Consider the following 18,595-nt stretch of genomic DNA (forward strand, 5'->3'; position numbering starts at 1 on the left):
GTATCGTTCTATTAGAATTAGTGAATTAAACAACAAGCACTATGAAGGCTTGGTGCACAACCAAATGTAAAAGCTAGCACTACAATTAGGAAACCTAACATTAGAAGTGTAGTGTAAACTAAGCCTATCATCTTCCAACGCTTAAACCAAATTTTGCCATTTATACCAAGTGTTTGCATAGCCGACCAAAAACCATGTGAAAGATGATACCAAATTGCACAAAGCCAAACTATGTAAAGCACTACAAATACTGGATTCTTAAAAGTTTCCACAATGTAAGAATAGCCATCTGTTGGACTATACTTGCCTTCAAAACCCACAATTTCGGCAAACATCATATTATACCAGAAGTTGAACAAATGGAGCAAGATGCCCAAAAGAACAATAATTCCCAATACCAACATGTTTTTTGATGCCCATTCTACTTTAGGACTTGAACCGTTTACAGCATAACGTTCGTTACCACGTGCACTACGATTCTGAGCCGTAAGAATAAATGCGTAAACGATATGGGCAACTGTTAGCGCACCTAAGGCTATTGTTGCTACTACCGCATACCAATTCGAACCAAGAAAGGCACAAATCATATTGTAAGCCTTTTCAGAAAAAAGAGCTACAATATTCATTGACATGTGGAATGTCAGAAATAGAATAAGTGCAATGCCTGTTACCGACATTACAACCTTTCTACCAATAGAAGAATTGATTAACCACATAAATTGTTTTGTTTTTAATATTTAAACTGTTAGAATTAATTTGCAAAACGAAAACGAGCGTATAAACAAAAAGGCATACCATTAAAAGCATACTTATATAACAGATACCCAAATGTTGGTATTTATGCACGTATATTCGCTGCAAAAATACTATAAAATAATGACAGAACGAATTTTTTTAGGAGAAAAAGACCATAAAAACAACCATAAATACGTAATATTGACAAAGTCTAAACAAGCACAAAAAACAAAATGCTACTTAATTTTTACACAGAGCTATTGAATGTAAATTTAATAAATTGTCTTTTTAGCTTTCGTTTTATAGCTATAAAACTGTTTGCTATAGCGTTTTGCATTAATAATAGGCATTTTTCTGTCTGCAAAGAACTATCTCTTCTAAATTTTAAAACGATATTGTATATACGTAAAAATTAAAGAAACAACAAAAAAACTGCTTTCATAACATTCTTATAATCAGTTTATTATATGGACTTGAAAAAATATAATTATAAAATTTAAAAATGTAATTAAAAAAAATATTTTTCTTATAAGAAACTCTACTAACTTTCATTAAAATTCGAGTAGCTATTTATGTTAAACAATTGAGCATAAATATAAGTGGGTGAAAAATAGTGCAAAATGCCACAAAAAAAATATACTCATTAATTATTAGAATAAGGGTATATATTTTTTTTACAAGGTAAGAAGTTTCTGCTTGTTACTGCTATTTTGTTGGAGAGCATAAAGACTACTTTCTTCGGTTACTCCCATAAACAGAATTTTGTTTGCCATATTGCAGATGTATTTATTGCGTTCTAAAGCTGTTATTTTAGACTGGCGAACCGAAACACTAACAGAAATTATTAGTAAACGATTTTCTTTTAAAGCCTCTTGCAATATCAATGGAACGGTTTTATACATTCTTCGTGCCAAAACAAGTATGATGGGCTGACTGCCTTTCAGCAAAAAATGAAGAACATCTTTTTCTAACTTGCTACAAAATCCGCTAACAACGCACTCTCCCCTATTACGCATATCGGTAGCCCAATCGTAAACTTTCAGCACTGTTCCCGAAGAAATTGTATTCGATGCTAAAAAAGCTACCTTTTTCAGCCGTAACAAGTCTTTATTGCCAAGATATTCCACATTGGTTATCATAGCCCACGCTCTCTATTTTTTCTATTCGCTGTAACCTTTCTCCTTATCGTCTTTATTTTCTTTGCATAGTGCAATACGTTTTAAATCTTGGTCGAGCTGTTTTATACTCTCAAAATGTTCCACGCTTCGCTGTTGTTCTTTATAAGCAATGTATTCTTTCGAAGCTTTTTCAACAGCCAATTTATGCGATATTGCACCAGCATGTTCAAGAATATTCTTTTCGTTCAAGGTAAGAATAAGGCGTAGTTTCTGCAACCAATCGCGCATATACATTGGTTTTTCTGCTAAAGCTTGTGCCTCTGCATAAGCAAGAAATTGTTCTACAATAAGTTTTAACTGCCCAATTTCTTTCTCGTTCAGATAGTTCTTACCTATCAGTGTATCGTTTTTGGTAACTTTTCCCTCTTGTTCTGTAGAAGTAAGTCCCATCATTGGCTGCAAAGCATTGGCACGATAATAAACAAGTTCGGCAGCTGTCTTTCCACTAACAGCCCACAACAGTTTATTTTGTACTTCTTTAAAGAAAGCCAATGTCATTTCTGCCGATGGATTATAATCTATACTCGTTGCATATATATCTTTAATTTGCTGATAGAACACTTTTTCGGAAATACGTATCTCTCGAATACGATTTAAAAGTTCTTTAAAATAATTGTAGGAAGAACCTGTTTTGAAACGTTCATCGTTTAATGCAAATCCTTTAATAATATATTCTTTTAAACGCTGTGTAGCCCAAATACGAAACTGTGTACCTTGTTGCGACTTTACACGATAACCAACCGAAATAATAACATCGAGATTATAATAATCTATATTTCTAACAACCTCTCTTTTACCTTCTATTTGAACTGTTGCAAAATTTGCAACAGTTGCTTCCAAAGATAATTCTCCTTCCTCAAAAACATTCTTAATATGTCGTGAAATAGTTGATTTATCACGCCCAAAAAGAGTTGCCATTTGGTCTAATGTTAGCCATACAGTTTCTTTTTCAAACCTAACGTCTATCTTTATTTTCCCATCTGCCGACTGATAGATAAGCATATTATCGTTGTTGCTTGCGTGCATAATTCTACTCTTCGTTTAATTCATCGCCCATACGATATTTTATGTCGTAGTTGATAATAAAGTCTAATTCTTCTTCTGTAAAACCATAATGACGGGCAAGAACTTTATCTATTTCGTCAATAATAGGTTTGGACTTCCCTATAAAAAAAGTTTGTAATTCTATCTTCCCCGTTTTTTGTTGATTTCGTATTCGAATCATAGAATTAAGACTAAAGCTACGCATAAGTTTTTCTCTCATACTTTGCCATATTCTTTGACTTTGTTCTTTTTCTAAAATGGTGAATGGAAATTTATCGATATCTTTAAATCCACAATGAAATCCATCACCATGACATCTCCAATACCAATAAAATAAGTTTGAATTTAGAATACATAGTATAATATCCTTATAACTATCAACAACATATAATCGTTTAAAATCATCTGAATGCGTAGATGGTTTGTCTCCTTTCTTAAAATAGGGTTCGAAATTTACTGCTTTAACGAAATTATTGATTATTCGATGCACATACAAAGGCTTTACATTTTTTGAATGTATAAATTGGTAAATAGTATAATCATGAGACATTTTTTCTAGTATGTGATACTGTATAGAACTATTGATCCGTGGCATCCAACCTTCTTTATCAAATTTATTATTTTGTTGGTAAAAAATATTTGCCACAAGGTGAACTCTTTCTTTCTGAAACCATCTGAAGTATTTGGAAGTAAATAATCCTTTACCACCAAATTCAAATAATACAGCCACTCGTTGTGCAGCACCTTCAAAAATTTTTGCAGGAAAGATATCAAAAGAAGAAATATAACGTAAATATTTATTTTTAAGTAATTTTTGAATAGATATTGTTCTATCTGTACAGCATACTGATATTGGAATAATCCAACCTAAGTACGGCTCCTCTTTAATAAGAATATGTGCTCTTTCCAAAACTTGGGCATAAATATTCCCACACGAAATTGTTTTATATTCATTTAGGCTATATTCTATTTTACGATATTCCACATACGGCGGATTACCAATAATCACGTCAAATCCTCCATATTCGTTAATAATTTCGTAAAATTCGGCAAGCCAATGGAAAGGTTGATGTGTAAGAAGCCACGTTTCGTAACTGATATTCGTTTCTACTGCGCCATACATTTTATTGTTTAACAGGTGGTTTAATGCAGAAAGACGTTCGTTTAAAGCGTATTTGGCTTGTTTAAAGTCTACCATCTTCTCCGATTGTTGGAGCTGAATTTCTTTAAAACGCTGATAAGCTTTAGAAATTTTCTCCATTTCCCCATTAATTTTTGCCTCAAATTCTTCCCTATCAAACATATTTCCTTCCGCCAAATCGCGTTTTAATTCGGCTTGTGTGGCATAACCTACGAGTGTATTTCCACAACGAATATTAAAATCTATATCGGGCAAAGGGTCGAGTCCTAAATTTGGGTCGCGTTTATCTACTTCAACTACTGCCACCATCTTTAAGAACAAACGTAGTTTTGCAATTTCGGTAGCTTCAACCATAATATCTACACCATAGAGATTGCGTAGAATAATGCTTTTATAAATGAAGTATTGAATGTTGGAGCGATATTTGTGTGTTATTTCTTGCAACTCTTGTTTAAACAAAAGTGGGTTTTGCTTGTTAAATTCCTTCATTCTGTTGATACAAACCTCGTAAAGCGGTTCAAGAATGTTGAGTGCTGCAAAAAGAAAAGCACCAGAACCACAAGTTGGGTCGAGAATTGTAATGTGTTGTAAGGCAGAATAAAAATGTTTTATAAACAAATGGTCGGGAGTATCGGCAAGATAGTCGGCTACAAATTGCCGAATATCAAGGTTATAGGTTATAAAATCGTTTATAGCGGTTATTTCGCCATTCACTATTTTTTGTTTAATGTTGCTATAACGTTGGCGACGTTCTATGGTTTCTCGCCAAATTTCGGTAGGCAAGGCGAAAGTTTCGGGTGTTCGTTCGTTCCAATGTTTACGACGTTCTAACAAATTTGGCTTTGCAGTGTCTATTCCTTCTGCTATATATTCGGGAAGAGGTTCGTTGCAACCTTTCTTCATTGCATTGTAAATATACTTATCGTTGCTTTCTTGCAAGTATTGCCATAATTTGCTTTTGGGGCGGAAACATTTTTCGTCTTTGCGTTTTACGGCATCCATTAAATAAGGCAAAATGGTGTTTCTACCAATATATTCGGTAATATCTTCTTTTGTGTAATAAGCTCCCATTTGTGCACGGTCGTTAATATATTGTTCGAATATATATCCTAACACATCTGGGTTAATATCGCGACCAGAAGCAGTGATACGGTCGTCGAGATGCCAATGCCATTTATCGAAAAAGTCGAATAAACTACAAAAAGCCTCATCTGCAATATCTAATTCAGCATAATTGCGTTCTATTTGGTGTATGTCGAACATACCACCATTTAAATAAGGAATACGACCATAAATATTTTCAAACTCAACATTATGTTGTGGTGCGTTTAGTCCATCGTGAAAAAGATTAACGAGGAAGCCTTTATAAAACTTATTAAAGAACCTATTTTCGCCTTCTTGTTGGCGTGTCCATTCTAATTTGTTGCGTAAATAATCGATATCGCCATCTAAGAAACCTTTTTTCTGAATGAAATAACAAAACATTAGTCGGTTTAGCATAACCGATGCATACCATTGTTTGTTTTTATTTTCCTTTTCGGCAAGATGGTCGTCAATTCCAGTAATAAATTTAGCAAAGTTGCTGTGTTCTTTTTTAAAGCCAGAATAGAAGTCTTTTGTTATTTTCTCAGAATTTACAAGGAAAGCAGCCTGAACTTTTTCTATAATATCGAGAATGTTAGGTTCGTCTTCGAGTGAAAAGGATAGTTTTTCCATTTTTTCAAACAAGAATGCAGCCTTGTCAATAGTGTCGTATTCAATTAAAACAACATCTCTTTTTTCTACTTTCTTCACTGGAGCTATCCAAAGATGATGTAGCTTTTCGGGTAAGAAAAAAATACAAATATAGTTTTCTGCATTCTTTCTAATTTTTTGGTCTATCTTTTTACATACAGCCGATGTTGGTATTTGATTAACTTTACAATTTAGAATTTGAAAACCTTTTCGTTCTGCAATCTGCTCTATATGGTAAGTTGTATCGTCTATGGTTATTTCTGGCAATTGTGTTGCACCTGTTGGATTGTTCCAAAGCATTTCGCTTATAAACAATTCTTTAAAATTGGCTGTAGAGATATATTGATTAAATAAATTCTTTTTCATTTCTTTTAGGCTTTTAATCCCATTGAACAAATAATTACAGGGTCTTTATGTTTTGTTTTGTCTTCGTCTACCCGACAAAGATTTGCGTTTTCGTACATTTCGATAACAGTATCTACAATATCGTCGTGTGTATTTCCTGTACGCATCATTCTTCCAAGGATAAATTTAGAATTCTCCAATAATGGATTATTGTAGATTTGGTCGATAGCAAATTTCAGCAACTCTTTCTTTTCTTGCGTATTAAAAAGAGTAAGTGGTTGTTCGTAATAATGATTCAACAATTCATAGATTTTACGTTTGGTACTAAATCGACTTCCGAGAATTCCTCCAACATTAGTATTTTCGTTCTTAATGCTCTTAACGGCTTTTTCTACTAATGCAAGATGATTTTCCTGTGCTGGTAGGCAAGGTTCGTTTATTGTACATGCCATTGCCTGAAGAATACGATTTTGCGACTGGCTAACAATATCTCCTTCTGAATTGTACCAAGTAAGAACATCGAAATCGTTATATGTGCGAGCGTAAGTGATAACGCCATTTTCGCTGATATTGGTTGCAGCTTTTGTAGAATAGGCTATATTTGGTATAGCTGGAATTATATTTTTCAGTTTTGGATTGGCATCGGTAGCGTTTTTCCATATCTGATATGCAAAAGAACCTAAGTCTACATCTACATCATCGTCATCGCCGTCTAAACTTCCACTCTTTTCATTATACATATCACGAAGGTTCTGTTCGTTTCCTTCAAAAAACACTTCGTCGCTACCCACAATTCCTGCATTTTCGTTGATACGTTCGTTAAGGCGCGTACGCAAACTAATGATTTTTTCCACCTCATCGGCTGGGAAAAATGAATAACAATAAATTTTTTCTGAACTTTGGTCGATACGATCTACACGTCCTGCACGCTGAATTAGTCGGATAATAGCCCAAGGTAAGTCATAATTAACAATGATATGAGCATCTTGTAAATTTTGTCCTTCACTTAATACATCTGTAGCTATTAATATGCGCAGTTCGTTTTCTTTTTCTATATCTGCTTTGTTGCTTATGGGCGAAAAGCGTTCTACAATAGATGTTGAATTTTTTGTTGCACCAGTTACTTTCTCGATATTTTTAATTCCTCGTTTTTCTAACTGTTTGTAAATATAGTTGGCAGTATCAGAATATTGTGTGAAAACGACAACCTTTTCATCTTTATGAGTGTTGCTTAATAGCTTTTCCAGTTCGTTGAGTTTTTGGTCGGTCTGCGGATTCCATGCTTCACAAAGATTTATCATAGCGAGAAGTTGTTCGCAATCTTTTTTTAACCCCTGTTTCAGTGTACGTTTGAAATATTTAGAATCAATCCATTGTACATTATTCTTTCCTATCAGTCCATTGTAATATGTTTCTGCTTTTTCCATATAAGCTTTCATATCTTTAGGAATTGTCAGAAGATTGCTGTTAGAAAAAAATTCTTGACTATTTTCTGAATCTGCATTTGCATCGTTGATGTCGGCATCTTCTAAAAAGTCCTCAGGGAATGTATTTTCATCGCTAACTGGCAATTTTAACTTATTGTCAATAGCATAGATATACACAGCATTGCGCAATATGTGGCGATATAATGTGAGCAAAAATGCATAGCCACTACTATCTATACGCTTAAAGAATGTACTTTTACAGAAACCCATCATTTGTGCTCCAGCACGCGAAAGATTATCTATCAAATTACTTTCATACTTTGATGCAGCTTCGGCTTTCTTTTCATCTAAATAATGTGTCAATCCATAACGAGGCAACTTAAGTGACTCCATAAAATCTATCATTTCTTTTGAATAGAGTCGGCTATATTGGTCGCCCTCAACAGTATTAAACTTCACGGCTTTAGGGATACGATCTGGAAAATAAGATTTATGCCCATCTTTGAACTCCAAATATTTACGTTTGTTTTTAGGGTCTGTCTTTGCATAATTCTCCTTAATGAACGTGCGTGTTCTTCGGATAAGGAAAAGTTTCATTAGTTCTTGCCAGTCTTCTTGACATTCGCTTCGTTCAAAGGCTTTTATACTTCTAATAAAATCTTCATGCTTTTCGGCAAATTTCCGTTCTCCGCCAATTGCACGAATATATGCTTCAGGACGAATTCCTAAATCCATATCGTCATCTATAAAAAGTCGAAGTTGGCTACTAAGGTCTTTATATTGCTTGTTGTAAGGTGTTGCTGTTAATAATAAAACCTTACAATCTTGTTTTTGAATAAGATCGCGAATATTGCGATAGCGAATGCCTTGACTATTACGTAGGTTATGACTTTCGTCTACAATAATAAGTTTGTAATAGCGGGCATTATCTACATCAATAGGTTTTGACATTGACATAATATCTGCCTTCATATCGTATTGCTTTCGATACTTTTCCCACATATCTTGCAAATTAGCAGGACAGATAATCAATGTATTGCTGCCAAAAGTATTTTCGTACATCTTAGCAATGGCACAAGCTGTGATGGTTTTTCCTAATCCTACAACATCGCCTATCATTGCTCCGCCACGTTTCTCATTATTAAGATGGCGTGCTGCTATCTTTACAGCAGTCTGTTGAAAGTCGAAAAGTGCACCTCTAAATTCTGTAGGAATAGAAAATTCTTTAATTCCCGAGCGTGCTTCTTCGCTAAGATGATAAGCTGTTTTTAAATATATATAATAAGGTGGTATTTCTTTGTCGCCTGCCCAACTATTGTCTATAATTTCTATTAACTCTTTGGTAATATCAAGACAAAATTTATCTTCCCAACGGTCATCAAACCAAGAAGCTAATTTTTCGGCACTATCGCTATCGCCAAATTCTGCATTTAGTTCTCCTTGCTTTGTTAGTCCGGAATAGGTAAGATTGCTACTACCCATAATAGCTTGTATTTTATTGAAATTATCATCTGGACGATGGGCTAGGTATAATTTGGCATGAAGTGGTTCGCGAAGATACAATTTTACACATACTTTTTCGTCTTTCATCTGTGCAGAAAGACGACGAAGTGTAAATTCGTCTTGCTTTGTTGGAAAACCTAATTGTAACTGTCGTCTGAAATCGTGCGCAATAGCCAATTTGCATTGGCTAACATAATTTGCATCGGGCAATTGTTGCTCGGTATATAGCTGACGTATTAGTTCATCGGAAGGCTGATGCATACCAATTAATAACCGACATTTACGAAAAATTCTTTTATCATCTTCGTAAACAAAGTCGCCAGTAATTGTATCTACCTGATCTACAACTATATTCCACCCACGTAGATTAAAATAGCCCACACAGAAGTCTACTCGTTTTACTCCAACATTGGTAATTATTCCTTGAAGTCCTTCTGTGAATTTCGTTTCGATATTATCGTAAATTCGTGCCATTTTTTAGAGTTCCATTATATATTAGTTGGTTTTCAGGCTATAAAATTACGCATTATTTATTAAAGAATATGGAATTTTTAAATAAAATGTTATTCGAACAGAACTGAATGAAATTTGAGAATATACCATTGTTAAACAATATTGTTTAGATAGAGAATTATTAAGTGTTAAGAAGTAAACATCTAACATACAATATATTACATCGAAATATTATTAAATTATAGAGGCAAAAAATAGATGAATGATAGTTATAATTAATGTAGTAATATGATGGAGTTGTACTACATAATTCAATTAAATTTCTTACTTTTGCCGAAAAATAAACGAAGAATGAGCATTACTTTTAAATATGATGTATTAGTAATTGGTGGCGGACATGCTGGGTGCGAAGCAGCAACAGCAGCTGCAAATATTGGTGCAAAAGTTTGTTTAATAACAATGGATATGAACAAAATTGCCCAAATGAGCTGTAATCCTGCCGTAGGAGGCATTGCAAAAGGACAAATTGTTAGAGAAATTGATGCTTTAGGAGGGCAAATGGGACTTGTTACTGATGCTACTGCTATACAATTTCGTATGCTCAATCGGTCAAAAGGACCTGCTGTTTGGAGTCCAAGAGCACAATGCGATAGAGAAAAGTTCATAACAGAATGGAAAAGAATACTTGACGGAACAGAAAATTTAGATATCTTCCAAGATCAAGTAGAAGAACTTATTGTAAAAGACGGACACGCTATAGGTGTTCGCACAATATGGGGAATAGAACTTTTTGCACGTACAGTTGTAATAACAGCAGGAACATTCTTAAATGGTCTTATGCACATTGGTAAACGTAAAGTAGAAGGAGGAAGATGCTCGGAACCTGCTGTGCATAATTTAACAGAAAGTATTACACGCTGGGGAATTCGCAAGAATCGTATGAAAACAGGAACTCCAGTTCGTATAGATAAAAGGTCGGTTCACTTCGATGAAATGGAAGCACAACCAGGAGAAAACGATTATCACCAATTTTCATTTATAGGTCCTTACAGAAACCTTCCACAACTACCATGTTGGTTGTGCAATACAAATGAAGATGCACATAATATATTACGTAAAGGTATTCCAGATTCTCCCCTTTTCAACGGACAAATAGAAAGTATTGGACCACGATATTGCCCATCAATAGAAACAAAGCTTGTTACTTTCGCTGATAAAACATCGCACCCCCTATTTCTAGAACCAGAAGGAGTTGATACAAACGAAATGTATTTAAACGGTTTTTCATCTTCGATGCCGTGGGAAATACAATTAGAAGCATTACGAAAAATTCCAGCATTACGAGATGCTAAGATTTATCGCCCTGGATATGCTATAGAATATGATTATTTCGACCCAACACAATTGAAACCAACGTTGGAATCGAAGATTATTGAAGGTTTATTCTTTGCTGGACAGGTAAATGGAACCACTGGTTATGAAGAAGCTGGCGGACAAGGAATAGTTGCAGGAATTAATGCTGCTCTATTATGTAGCGGAAAGAAAACATTTACTATGAAACGCGATGAAAGTTATATTGGCGTATTAATCGACGATTTAACAACAAAGGGGGTGGACGAACCTTATAGAATGTTTACTTCAAGAGCTGAATATAGAATATTACTCCGTCAAGACGATGCCGATGCTCGTTTAACAGAAGAAGCATTTAAACTTGGTTTAGCTACTAGTAGACGGTATAATTGGTGGATAAAAAAGAAAGAACAGATAGAAAGAATCATTAATTATTGCGATAAAACTGCGATAAAGCCCAATGAAATTAATGGCTATTTGGATAGTATTGGTAGTTCTGCAATACAAGGTTCAATTAAAATTTCAGGACTTATAGCTCGTCCAGGAATAAGTTTATACGACTTATCAAATTATATTCCGCAACTTAAAGAAGTATTATCATTATTACCAAACAGAAAAGATGAAATTACTGAAGCTGCTGAAATAAAAATGAAATATAAAGGTTATATAGAAAGAGAGCGTATTTTTGCAGAAAAGATGCATCGTCTTGAAAATATTAAGATAAAGGGACATTTTGATTATAGCAATATACACGATCTATCTACAGAATGTCGTCAGAAGTTAGAACATATACAACCAGAAACTTTGGCACAAGCAAGCAGAATACCAGGAGTTAGTCCCAGCGACATAAATGTTTTATTAGTATTAATGAGAAGATAGACACAACATGTTTCACGTGTAACAAATAATAAATAATATAATATATAACTAATTGATAATGAATAATAAGATACTACTCGAAAATTTAAGATGTATTCCCGATTGGCCTATAAAAGGCGTAAACTTTCGTGATGTAACAACCTTATTTAAGTCGCCCGAAGCACTTAAAGAGATTATAGACGAAATGTATGAAATATACAAAGATAAGGGGATTACTAAGATTGTTGGAATAGAAAGTCGTGGTTTCGTTATGTCATCTGCACTTGCTTTACGACTCGGAGCAGGTATTGTGCTCTGTCGTAAACCAGGAAAGCTACCTTGTGAAACCATTCAAGAAAGCTATGCAAAGGAATATGGTATCGACACAATAGAGATTCATAAAGATGCAATTAACGAAAACGATATCGTTTTACTACACGATGACCTACTTGCAACAGGAGGAACAATGCGTGCAGCATGTAATCTTGTAAAGAAGTTTAAGCCTAAAAAGATTTATTGCAACTTTATTATAGAACTTAAAACAGAGTTTCCAAACAGTCGCAATACATTTGATAAGGATATTGAAATATCATCGCTACTACAGTTTTAACCATATCGTCGCGAAAAAACATATTGATATTGTTTTATTGTTGGCTGATTATTTTATTGCACAAAGAATATTGTAACGAATAAAAATAACTTTGAAGGATAAATAAGATGCCAACAAGAAAACAAAAAAAGATATTTTTATCTAGAAAACAATGATATTGCTATTTATAAATAAGAACAAATAGGAGAAAAGGATATAAGAAAAAGTTCTTTGTTCCACGTGAAACAAGAAGCATATAAGTTATCTTAGAATAAGGAAGTTAGAGAATGACAAAAGAAGAAAACGAGAAACGATTAGCATATCTCAAAAATATAGTATCGAATTTGCCCAATAAGCCGGGTACATATCAATACTACGATAAGGAGCATACTATCATTTACGTTGGAAAAGCAAAGAACTTAAAAAATAGAGTCTCATCTTACTTTCATAAAGAAACTGACCGTTTTAAAACAAAAGTATTGGTTTCGAAAATATACGATATTACTTACACCGTTGTAAAAAGCGAAGAAGATGCGTTATTAATAGAAAATCAGCTCATAAAACAGTACCAACCGCGCTACAATGTATTATTAAAAGATGGCAAAACTTACCCCAGCATTTGCATAACGAACGAATACTTCCCACGAATCTTTAGTACTCGCAACATAAACAAGCGCTATGGTAGTTTTTATGGCCCATATAGCCACGTTGGAAGTATGCATGCTATATTAGAAATACTAAAGAAACTATATAAACCACGCACGTGTCGCTACCCTATTACTAAGGAAGGCATAGAACAAAAGAAATATAAACCCTGCTTAGAATACCATCTTGGCAACTGCGGGGCACCATGTATTGGCAAACAATCGTACGAGGATTATCAACAAAATATGATACTCGCACGACAAATTTTAAGAGGTAATACACGAGAAGTACAACGTTTAATGAAGGAGAAGATGGAAGAATGCGCTGCTGATTTACGCTTTGAAGAAGCCGAAGTGTACAAGCAACGCTATATGGCATTAGAGAATTTCGCTGCAAAAAACGAGATTGTAAGCTATTCTATTGCCGATGTTGATGTTTTCTCCATAGTAAATGATGATAGCAAGAAGAATGCTTTTATAAGCTATTTGCACGTTACAAATGGTGCTATAAACCAGAGCTTCACATTCGAATATAAACGAAAATTAGACGAAACTGATGCTGAACTGCTCAACGAAGCCATACCAGAAATTCGTGAAAGATTTAAAAGTACGGCAAAAGAGATTATTGTTCCTTTCGAATTAGACTTCCATATAAAAGACGCAATCTTCCTTATTCCACAGCGAGGCGATAAGAAACGCTTACTTGAACTATCGGAAATGAATGCTAAACAACACAAATTCGACCGTCTAAAACAAGCTGAAAAACTTAATCCAGAGCAGAAACAAACTCGGTTAATGAAGGAGTTACAAGACCGTTTAAGACTTCCTAAGCTGCCATACCAGATTGAATGTTTCGACAATTCAAATATTTCTGGTACCGATGCAGTTGCAGCCTGCGTAGTTTTTAAAGGGTTAAAGCCATCAAAAAAGGACTATCGCAAATACAATATAAAGACTGTTGTTGGTCCAGATGACTATGCATCAATGCAAGAAGTAGTGAGACGACGCTACAAACGAATGGTAGAAGAAGACGCTCCCCTACCCAATCTTATTGTAACCGATGGTGGAAAAGGGCAAATGGAAGTTGTTCGCAAGGTTATAGAGGACGAACTGAAGCTCGAAATACCAATTGCAGGATTGGCAAAAGACGACCATCACAGAACCAACGAACTACTTTATGGGTTCCCACCACAAACAATTGGTATTCCAACCAAGTCTGAACTCTTCAAAGTTCTTACACAAATACAAGACGAAGTGCATCGTTTTGCCATTACATTTCACAGAGATAAACGCTCAAAACATCAGTTACACAGCGAGTTAGACGATATAAATGGAATTGGAATCAAGACTAAAGAGCTGCTTTTACAACAATTTAAGATTATGAAAAATATAAAATCTGCTGACATTCAAGAACTTACAAAGGTTATTGGAAACGCAAGAGCAACGCTTTTATATAATTATCTACACCCTAAAACAGAATAATTAAAATAAAATAAGTACATTTGCGATATGAGAATTGTAATTCAACGTGTAAAGCACGCATCGGTAACAATTGATGGAAATATAAAATCAGCCATTCAGAAAGGTTTACTTATATTACTTGGAATTGGTGAAGACGATGACGAAAACGATGTTAAATGGCTTGTAAACAAGGTTATAGGTCTGAGAATTTTCGACGATGAGCAAGGCGTTATGAATAAAAGTGTGATGGATATAGGCGGCGAAGCTCTTGTTGTATCGCAGTTTACGCTTATGGCAAGCTATAAAAAGGGAAATCGTCCAAGCTACATTCACGCTGCCAAACACGAAATCTCAATACCACTCTACAAGTTTTTCTGCCAAGAATTAAGCCGTGCAATGAGGAAAAATGTGGGCGAAGGGGAGTTTGGTGCAGATATGAAAGTAGAACTATTGAACGATGGTCCTGTAACAATATGTATGGATACAAAGAACAAAGAGTAACAGAATGGACAACGAAATAAGCATAAAAGAAGCACAAAAACTTGTAGATGACTGGATTCATAAGTATGGTGTACGTTATTTTAGCGAGCTTACCAATATGGCATGTCTTACCGAAGAGGTGGGCGAACTGGCACGTATAATGGCTCGTACATACGGCGACCAAAGCTTTAAACAGGGTGAAAAACACAATATTGGAGAAGAAATGGCAGATATTTTATGGGTTTTAATATGTTTAGCCAATCAAACTGGTGTAGATCTAACAGAGGAATTGCAAAAAAGTTTCGATAAAAAAACAAAACGAGACAAAGACAGACACAAGCAAAACGAGAAGCTAACACAAACTGAAAACACATAAAAAACAAGTCGTTACATTAGAAAACAGGAAATAACAACACGTTTAAGATTAAGTATTTTACACAAAATAAATTAAATTACACAGTGCTATGCAGAACAATAATAGTAATATTGGATACACAAGTAAGTACGATGAGATGCTGAAACAATACAACCTCGACATAACAGACGAGGAAGTAAAAGCAGCAGTAAAGAAGATTATTGAAGAGAAAGTTGCAGAAAACAATAACGTAGAGGTCAAGAAATTCCTCCTCGGAAGTGTAGAATTAACTACTCTCAAGACCACAGACACAGAAGAAGAAGTACTCGCAATGGTCGAGAAAGTGAACAAATTTGCACAGGAATACCCTACTCTTCCACACGTTGGAGCTGTTTGTGCTTATCCGTGCTTCACAAAACTGATTGCCGATAGCTTAGAAATAGATGGTGTAGACATAACAAACGTAACAGGAAACTTCCCATCTTCTCAAACATTCCTCGAAGTTAAGACCATCGAAACGGCACTTGCCATCAAGGACGGTGCCACACAGATTGATATTGTATTACCCGTTGGCAAATTCCTTTCGGGCGATTATGAAGATGTTTACAACCAAATTAGTGAATTGAAGCAGACTTGTGGCGATGTCCCAATGAAGGTTATACTCGAAACTGGCGACTTAAAAAATGCTCGCAACATAAAGGCAGCTGCCCTACTCTCTATGTTTGCAGGTGCTAACTATATTAAAACAAGCACGGGTAAAGAGAAAATTAGCGCAACCCCAGAGTCTGTTTACATTATGTGTACGGCTATTAAGGAGTTCTACGACAGAACTGGCGTACAGGTAGGACTAAAGCCTGCAGGAGGCATAAACAGCGTTATAGATGCCGTTATCTTCTATACCATCTACAAAGAAGTTCTCGGCGAGAAGTGGCTCACCAACTATTGGTTCCGTCTTGGTACCAGTCGTCTCACCAATTTGCTGCTCAGCGACATTGAAGGCAAAGAGGTTAAGTTCTTCTAAACCACCGTTCAAACAATACGAAAATCCTGATTTCAACGCAGAAATCAGGATTTTTTATTTCTTAAATTCAATAGAACGGCATTGCTTTATATACACATTCATCAGAAGAAACGATAACATTGCAATTGATTTTATTGGAATTTCATAAAACCAAAAATACAACAATCTTTATTACCGTAATAGTTTCAATACAATCAACTGAACACTATTAAATATTTAAAAAGATAGGAAGTAAACATATATCATAGACGTCTACCTCCTACCAATATTATTTTCACTTGCAAAATGTTCGATTTACATCTTTCTACAATTGCTGGTATATACCATAAAAGTTTATTTTACCGTTACAACTGTGGCACCATTCACTCCTTTAACAAAGAGAGTTAATTCTATGTCCGAGGGGCTTTTGCCAATATAAGCCATAGCATAAGCTTTTTTGTGGCGTGCAATAGTAGTTTTTTCGATGGTTCCCCAATTATTAATCTTTATTATAGAAGCTTCACCTCCTGTATATTTTACTTCACCATAAGTTACACCTTCAGCCTCTAACTTAGTGTTTTTTACGTCATTAAGATTTACTCTGCAAAGCAGTTTCCTGTCTGCCTTATTTAGCAATTCTACAGCATGCAACTTAAAATCTTCTTTATTCGTAACATAAAGAGTATCTTTGCCCGACTGTGAAGTAGATAATTTAAAATCCTCTTTATTTACTGCTGGAGGGTGGCTATCAAATTCTCCTTTCTTATTACATGAAGCAAAGAATAAAGTAGAAAGCATAAACATACTGCCAAATAAGAGTTTTGCTAATTTCATTTTTGTTTTTTTTAATTATAACTAATTAGTATTATATTAAAATCTTAAGGACAAAGATAAGTAGAAAATTACGATTTGAAGTATAAAATTTAAATATTTTTATATTTTTAACACCGTTTTTGCGTATCTTTCTCTTATTCTTTGAAAGCTATCTTTTGGTGTTATTGCAATACATAATAAGTTCATCTGTATAGTACCTTGCTACGATTGCTGTAAGGAGGTTAGTTATAGAAAACATCATAAATGTTGTAAAAATCTTTCACAAACATAATATTCGTATAACGGTTTGACTATCAACGCATTGTAAAAAGCACTATTTTGCATTCCAAAAGTATGGTTTTTACACAGCAAAAGTGGGTGTTTTGTGCTCCAAAACACCCACTTTTGCAACGCCAAATGGTATCTACCGTTTCTGTATAAATAATATTTACAAAATTAAAGCATATTTCTCACAAAATAGTAAGCAGCTATGGCACATACTTAACTCTTTCGTTGAATCACAAAATCCAAGTAAGCTTTCAACGCATCTGATATTTCTTCGTTACGGACATAGTCAGAAATAAATTGTAAAGCCTCGTTGTGTAATTCCAACATCTTCTTTTCTGCATATTCTATCCCTCCACTTTCTTTTGCAAAAGCTACCAACTGGGCGATTTCATCGGCACTTACTGTTCCTTCTTTCACCTTCATAGCCAAGTTAAGCATATCTTTATTACCAGTAGATTTCAATGCATAAATAATGGGTAGAGTCAGTTTTCCTTCCAACATATCGTTGCCTGTGGGTTTTCCTATCTCGGTTGAATCGTAATAATCGAATATATCATCGCGTATTTGGAATATTATTCCGATATGCTGACCGAACTGTTTTGCAGCCTTAATAGCCTCATTTGATGCTCCTCCAGCCTTTGCTCCAATCTCTGCACAGGTTTCAAACAAGGCAGCAGTCTTCTGTTTTATCACCTCGTAATACACCTCTTCCGATATCTTTTGGTTCGAAATATTAGTCAACTGCAATATTTCTCCATTCGAAAGTGTACGTCCCAATTCTGCAAGGTCGCCTACAATTTCATCAGATTTTGTATAAGCCACATTCAATAGTGCCGTCGAAAGAATATAATCGCCTACCAATACCGACACCTTATTGTTATATATGGCATTCACAGATGCCTGTCCTCTGCGTTCTCCACTCTCGTCCACAACGTCATCGTGTACTAAACTGGCTGTATGAAGAAGTTCTAACCCTACTGCAGCATGTTGCGCAACAAACGTTACTGCACCAAAATTCTTCGCTATTAGTAGTGTTAATATAGGTCGCATACGCTTCCCTCCCCTGTTACGAATATGTTCTAACACACGTGCAAGTAAGCCATCGCTGTGCGTTAACGACTTGTTAAACAGTGAGATAAATTCGTTTAATTCCTGACTAATTGGTTTTTTTATAATCGACAGATAATCCATTGGAAA

General features: G+C 34.8%; 13 protein-coding genes. 6 read left to right on the forward strand and 7 right to left on the reverse strand.

From position 1 onward, the window contains the following. Nucleotides 1-17: 17 nt before the first annotated feature. The 5 genes from DX009_RS00380 to DX009_RS00400 form a co-directional block, all read right to left on the reverse strand. Nucleotides 18-716, reverse strand: coding sequence for a succinate dehydrogenase/fumarate reductase cytochrome b subunit (locus tag DX009_RS00380; RefSeq protein WP_115082628.1), 699 nt, complete (start codon nucleotides 714-716; stop codon nucleotides 18-20). 693 nt (nucleotides 717-1,409) lie between these two features. Next, nucleotides 1,410-1,874, reverse strand: a complete 465-nt coding sequence (locus DX009_RS00385) for a hypothetical protein (RefSeq protein ID WP_115082629.1) — start codon at nucleotides 1,872-1,874, stop codon at nucleotides 1,410-1,412. Between the two features lie 21 nt (nucleotides 1,875-1,895). Continuing rightward, nucleotides 1,896-2,939, reverse strand: a complete 1,044-nt coding sequence (locus DX009_RS00390; RefSeq protein WP_115082630.1) for a virulence RhuM family protein — start codon at nucleotides 2,937-2,939, stop codon at nucleotides 1,896-1,898. A gap of 4 nt (nucleotides 2,940-2,943) precedes the next feature. Then, nucleotides 2,944-6,198 (reverse strand): Eco57I restriction-modification methylase domain-containing protein, encoded by a 3,255-nt coding sequence (locus DX009_RS00395; protein WP_115082631.1) that lies wholly within the window; start codon nucleotides 6,196-6,198, stop codon nucleotides 2,944-2,946. A gap of 5 nt (nucleotides 6,199-6,203) precedes the next feature. Further along, nucleotides 6,204-9,581, reverse strand: coding sequence for a helicase-related protein (locus DX009_RS00400; RefSeq protein WP_115082632.1), 3,378 nt, complete (start codon nucleotides 9,579-9,581; stop codon nucleotides 6,204-6,206). A 336-nt stretch (nucleotides 9,582-9,917) separates the two neighbouring features. On the opposite strand from DX009_RS00400, the gene mnmG reads away from it, so the two are divergent. From mnmG to deoC, 6 genes are all read left to right on the forward strand, one after another. After that, nucleotides 9,918-11,789 (forward strand): tRNA uridine-5-carboxymethylaminomethyl(34) synthesis enzyme MnmG, encoded by a 1,872-nt coding sequence (mnmG, locus tag DX009_RS00405; protein ID WP_115083782.1) that lies wholly within the window; start codon nucleotides 9,918-9,920, stop codon nucleotides 11,787-11,789. A gap of 58 nt (nucleotides 11,790-11,847) precedes the next feature. Beyond that, on the forward strand, nucleotides 11,848-12,378 hold the full coding sequence (locus DX009_RS00410) for an adenine phosphoribosyltransferase (protein WP_115082633.1): 531 nt from the start codon (nucleotides 11,848-11,850) through the stop codon (nucleotides 12,376-12,378). A 266-nt stretch (nucleotides 12,379-12,644) separates the two neighbouring features. Beyond that, nucleotides 12,645-14,483: an excinuclease ABC subunit UvrC gene (uvrC, locus tag DX009_RS00415; RefSeq protein WP_115082634.1), complete on the forward strand. Its 1,839-nt coding sequence runs from the start codon at nucleotides 12,645-12,647 to the stop codon at nucleotides 14,481-14,483. Nucleotides 14,484-14,510: 27 nt separating this feature from the next. Continuing rightward, entirely contained in the window at nucleotides 14,511-14,963 is a 453-nt protein-coding gene (gene dtd, locus DX009_RS00420) for a D-aminoacyl-tRNA deacylase (RefSeq protein WP_006043986.1), read from the forward strand. Nucleotides 14,964-14,967: 4 nt separating this feature from the next. Beyond that, entirely contained in the window at nucleotides 14,968-15,318 is a 351-nt protein-coding gene (locus tag DX009_RS00425; protein WP_181792294.1) for a nucleotide pyrophosphohydrolase, read from the forward strand. A gap of 88 nt (nucleotides 15,319-15,406) precedes the next feature. Then, nucleotides 15,407-16,318, forward strand: coding sequence for a deoxyribose-phosphate aldolase (deoC, locus tag DX009_RS00430; protein WP_115082635.1), 912 nt, complete (start codon nucleotides 15,407-15,409; stop codon nucleotides 16,316-16,318). 333 nt (nucleotides 16,319-16,651) lie between these two features. On the opposite strand, the gene DX009_RS00435 is transcribed toward deoC, so the two are convergent. Both DX009_RS00435 and DX009_RS00440 read right to left on the reverse strand, forming a co-directional pair. Continuing rightward, nucleotides 16,652-17,131: a hypothetical protein gene (locus DX009_RS00435; RefSeq protein WP_115082636.1), complete on the reverse strand. Its 480-nt coding sequence runs from the start codon at nucleotides 17,129-17,131 to the stop codon at nucleotides 16,652-16,654. 480 nt (nucleotides 17,132-17,611) lie between these two features. Next, entirely contained in the window at nucleotides 17,612-18,589 is a 978-nt protein-coding gene (locus tag DX009_RS00440) for a polyprenyl synthetase family protein (RefSeq protein ID WP_115082637.1), read from the reverse strand. Nucleotides 18,590-18,595 lie beyond the last annotated feature (6 nt).

It is taken from the genome of Prevotella pallens (assembly GCF_900454935.1).
Classification (GTDB): Bacteria; Bacteroidota; Bacteroidia; order Bacteroidales; family Bacteroidaceae; genus Prevotella; species Prevotella pallens.

Bases quoted from the DNA above. Each gene is read 5' to 3' on its own strand.
- DX009_RS00380 (WP_115082628.1), bottom strand. From the start codon at position 716: ATGTGGTTAATCAATTCTTCTATTGGTAGAAAGGTTGTAATGTCGGTA.
- DX009_RS00385 (WP_115082629.1), bottom strand. From the start codon at position 1,874: ATGATAACCAATGTGGAATATCTTGGCAATAAAGACTTGTTACGGCTG.
- DX009_RS00390 (WP_115082630.1), bottom strand. From the start codon at position 2,939: ATGCACGCAAGCAACAACGATAATATGCTTATCTATCAGTCGGCAGAT.
- DX009_RS00395 (WP_115082631.1), bottom strand. From the start codon at position 6,198: ATGAAAAAGAATTTATTTAATCAATATATCTCTACAGCCAATTTTAAA.
- DX009_RS00400 (WP_115082632.1), bottom strand. From the start codon at position 9,581: ATGGCACGAATTTACGATAATATCGAAACGAAATTCACAGAAGGACTT.
- DX009_RS00410 (WP_115082633.1), top strand. From the start codon at position 11,848: ATGAATAATAAGATACTACTCGAAAATTTAAGATGTATTCCCGATTGG.
- uvrC (WP_115082634.1), top strand. From the start codon at position 12,645: ATGACAAAAGAAGAAAACGAGAAACGATTAGCATATCTCAAAAATATA.
- dtd (WP_006043986.1), top strand. From the start codon at position 14,511: ATGAGAATTGTAATTCAACGTGTAAAGCACGCATCGGTAACAATTGAT.
- DX009_RS00425 (WP_181792294.1), top strand. From the start codon at position 14,968: ATGGACAACGAAATAAGCATAAAAGAAGCACAAAAACTTGTAGATGAC.
- deoC (WP_115082635.1), top strand. From the start codon at position 15,407: ATGCAGAACAATAATAGTAATATTGGATACACAAGTAAGTACGATGAG.
- DX009_RS00435 (WP_115082636.1), bottom strand. From the start codon at position 17,131: ATGAAATTAGCAAAACTCTTATTTGGCAGTATGTTTATGCTTTCTACT.
- DX009_RS00440 (WP_115082637.1), bottom strand. From the start codon at position 18,589: ATGGATTATCTGTCGATTATAAAAAAACCAATTAGTCAGGAATTAAAC.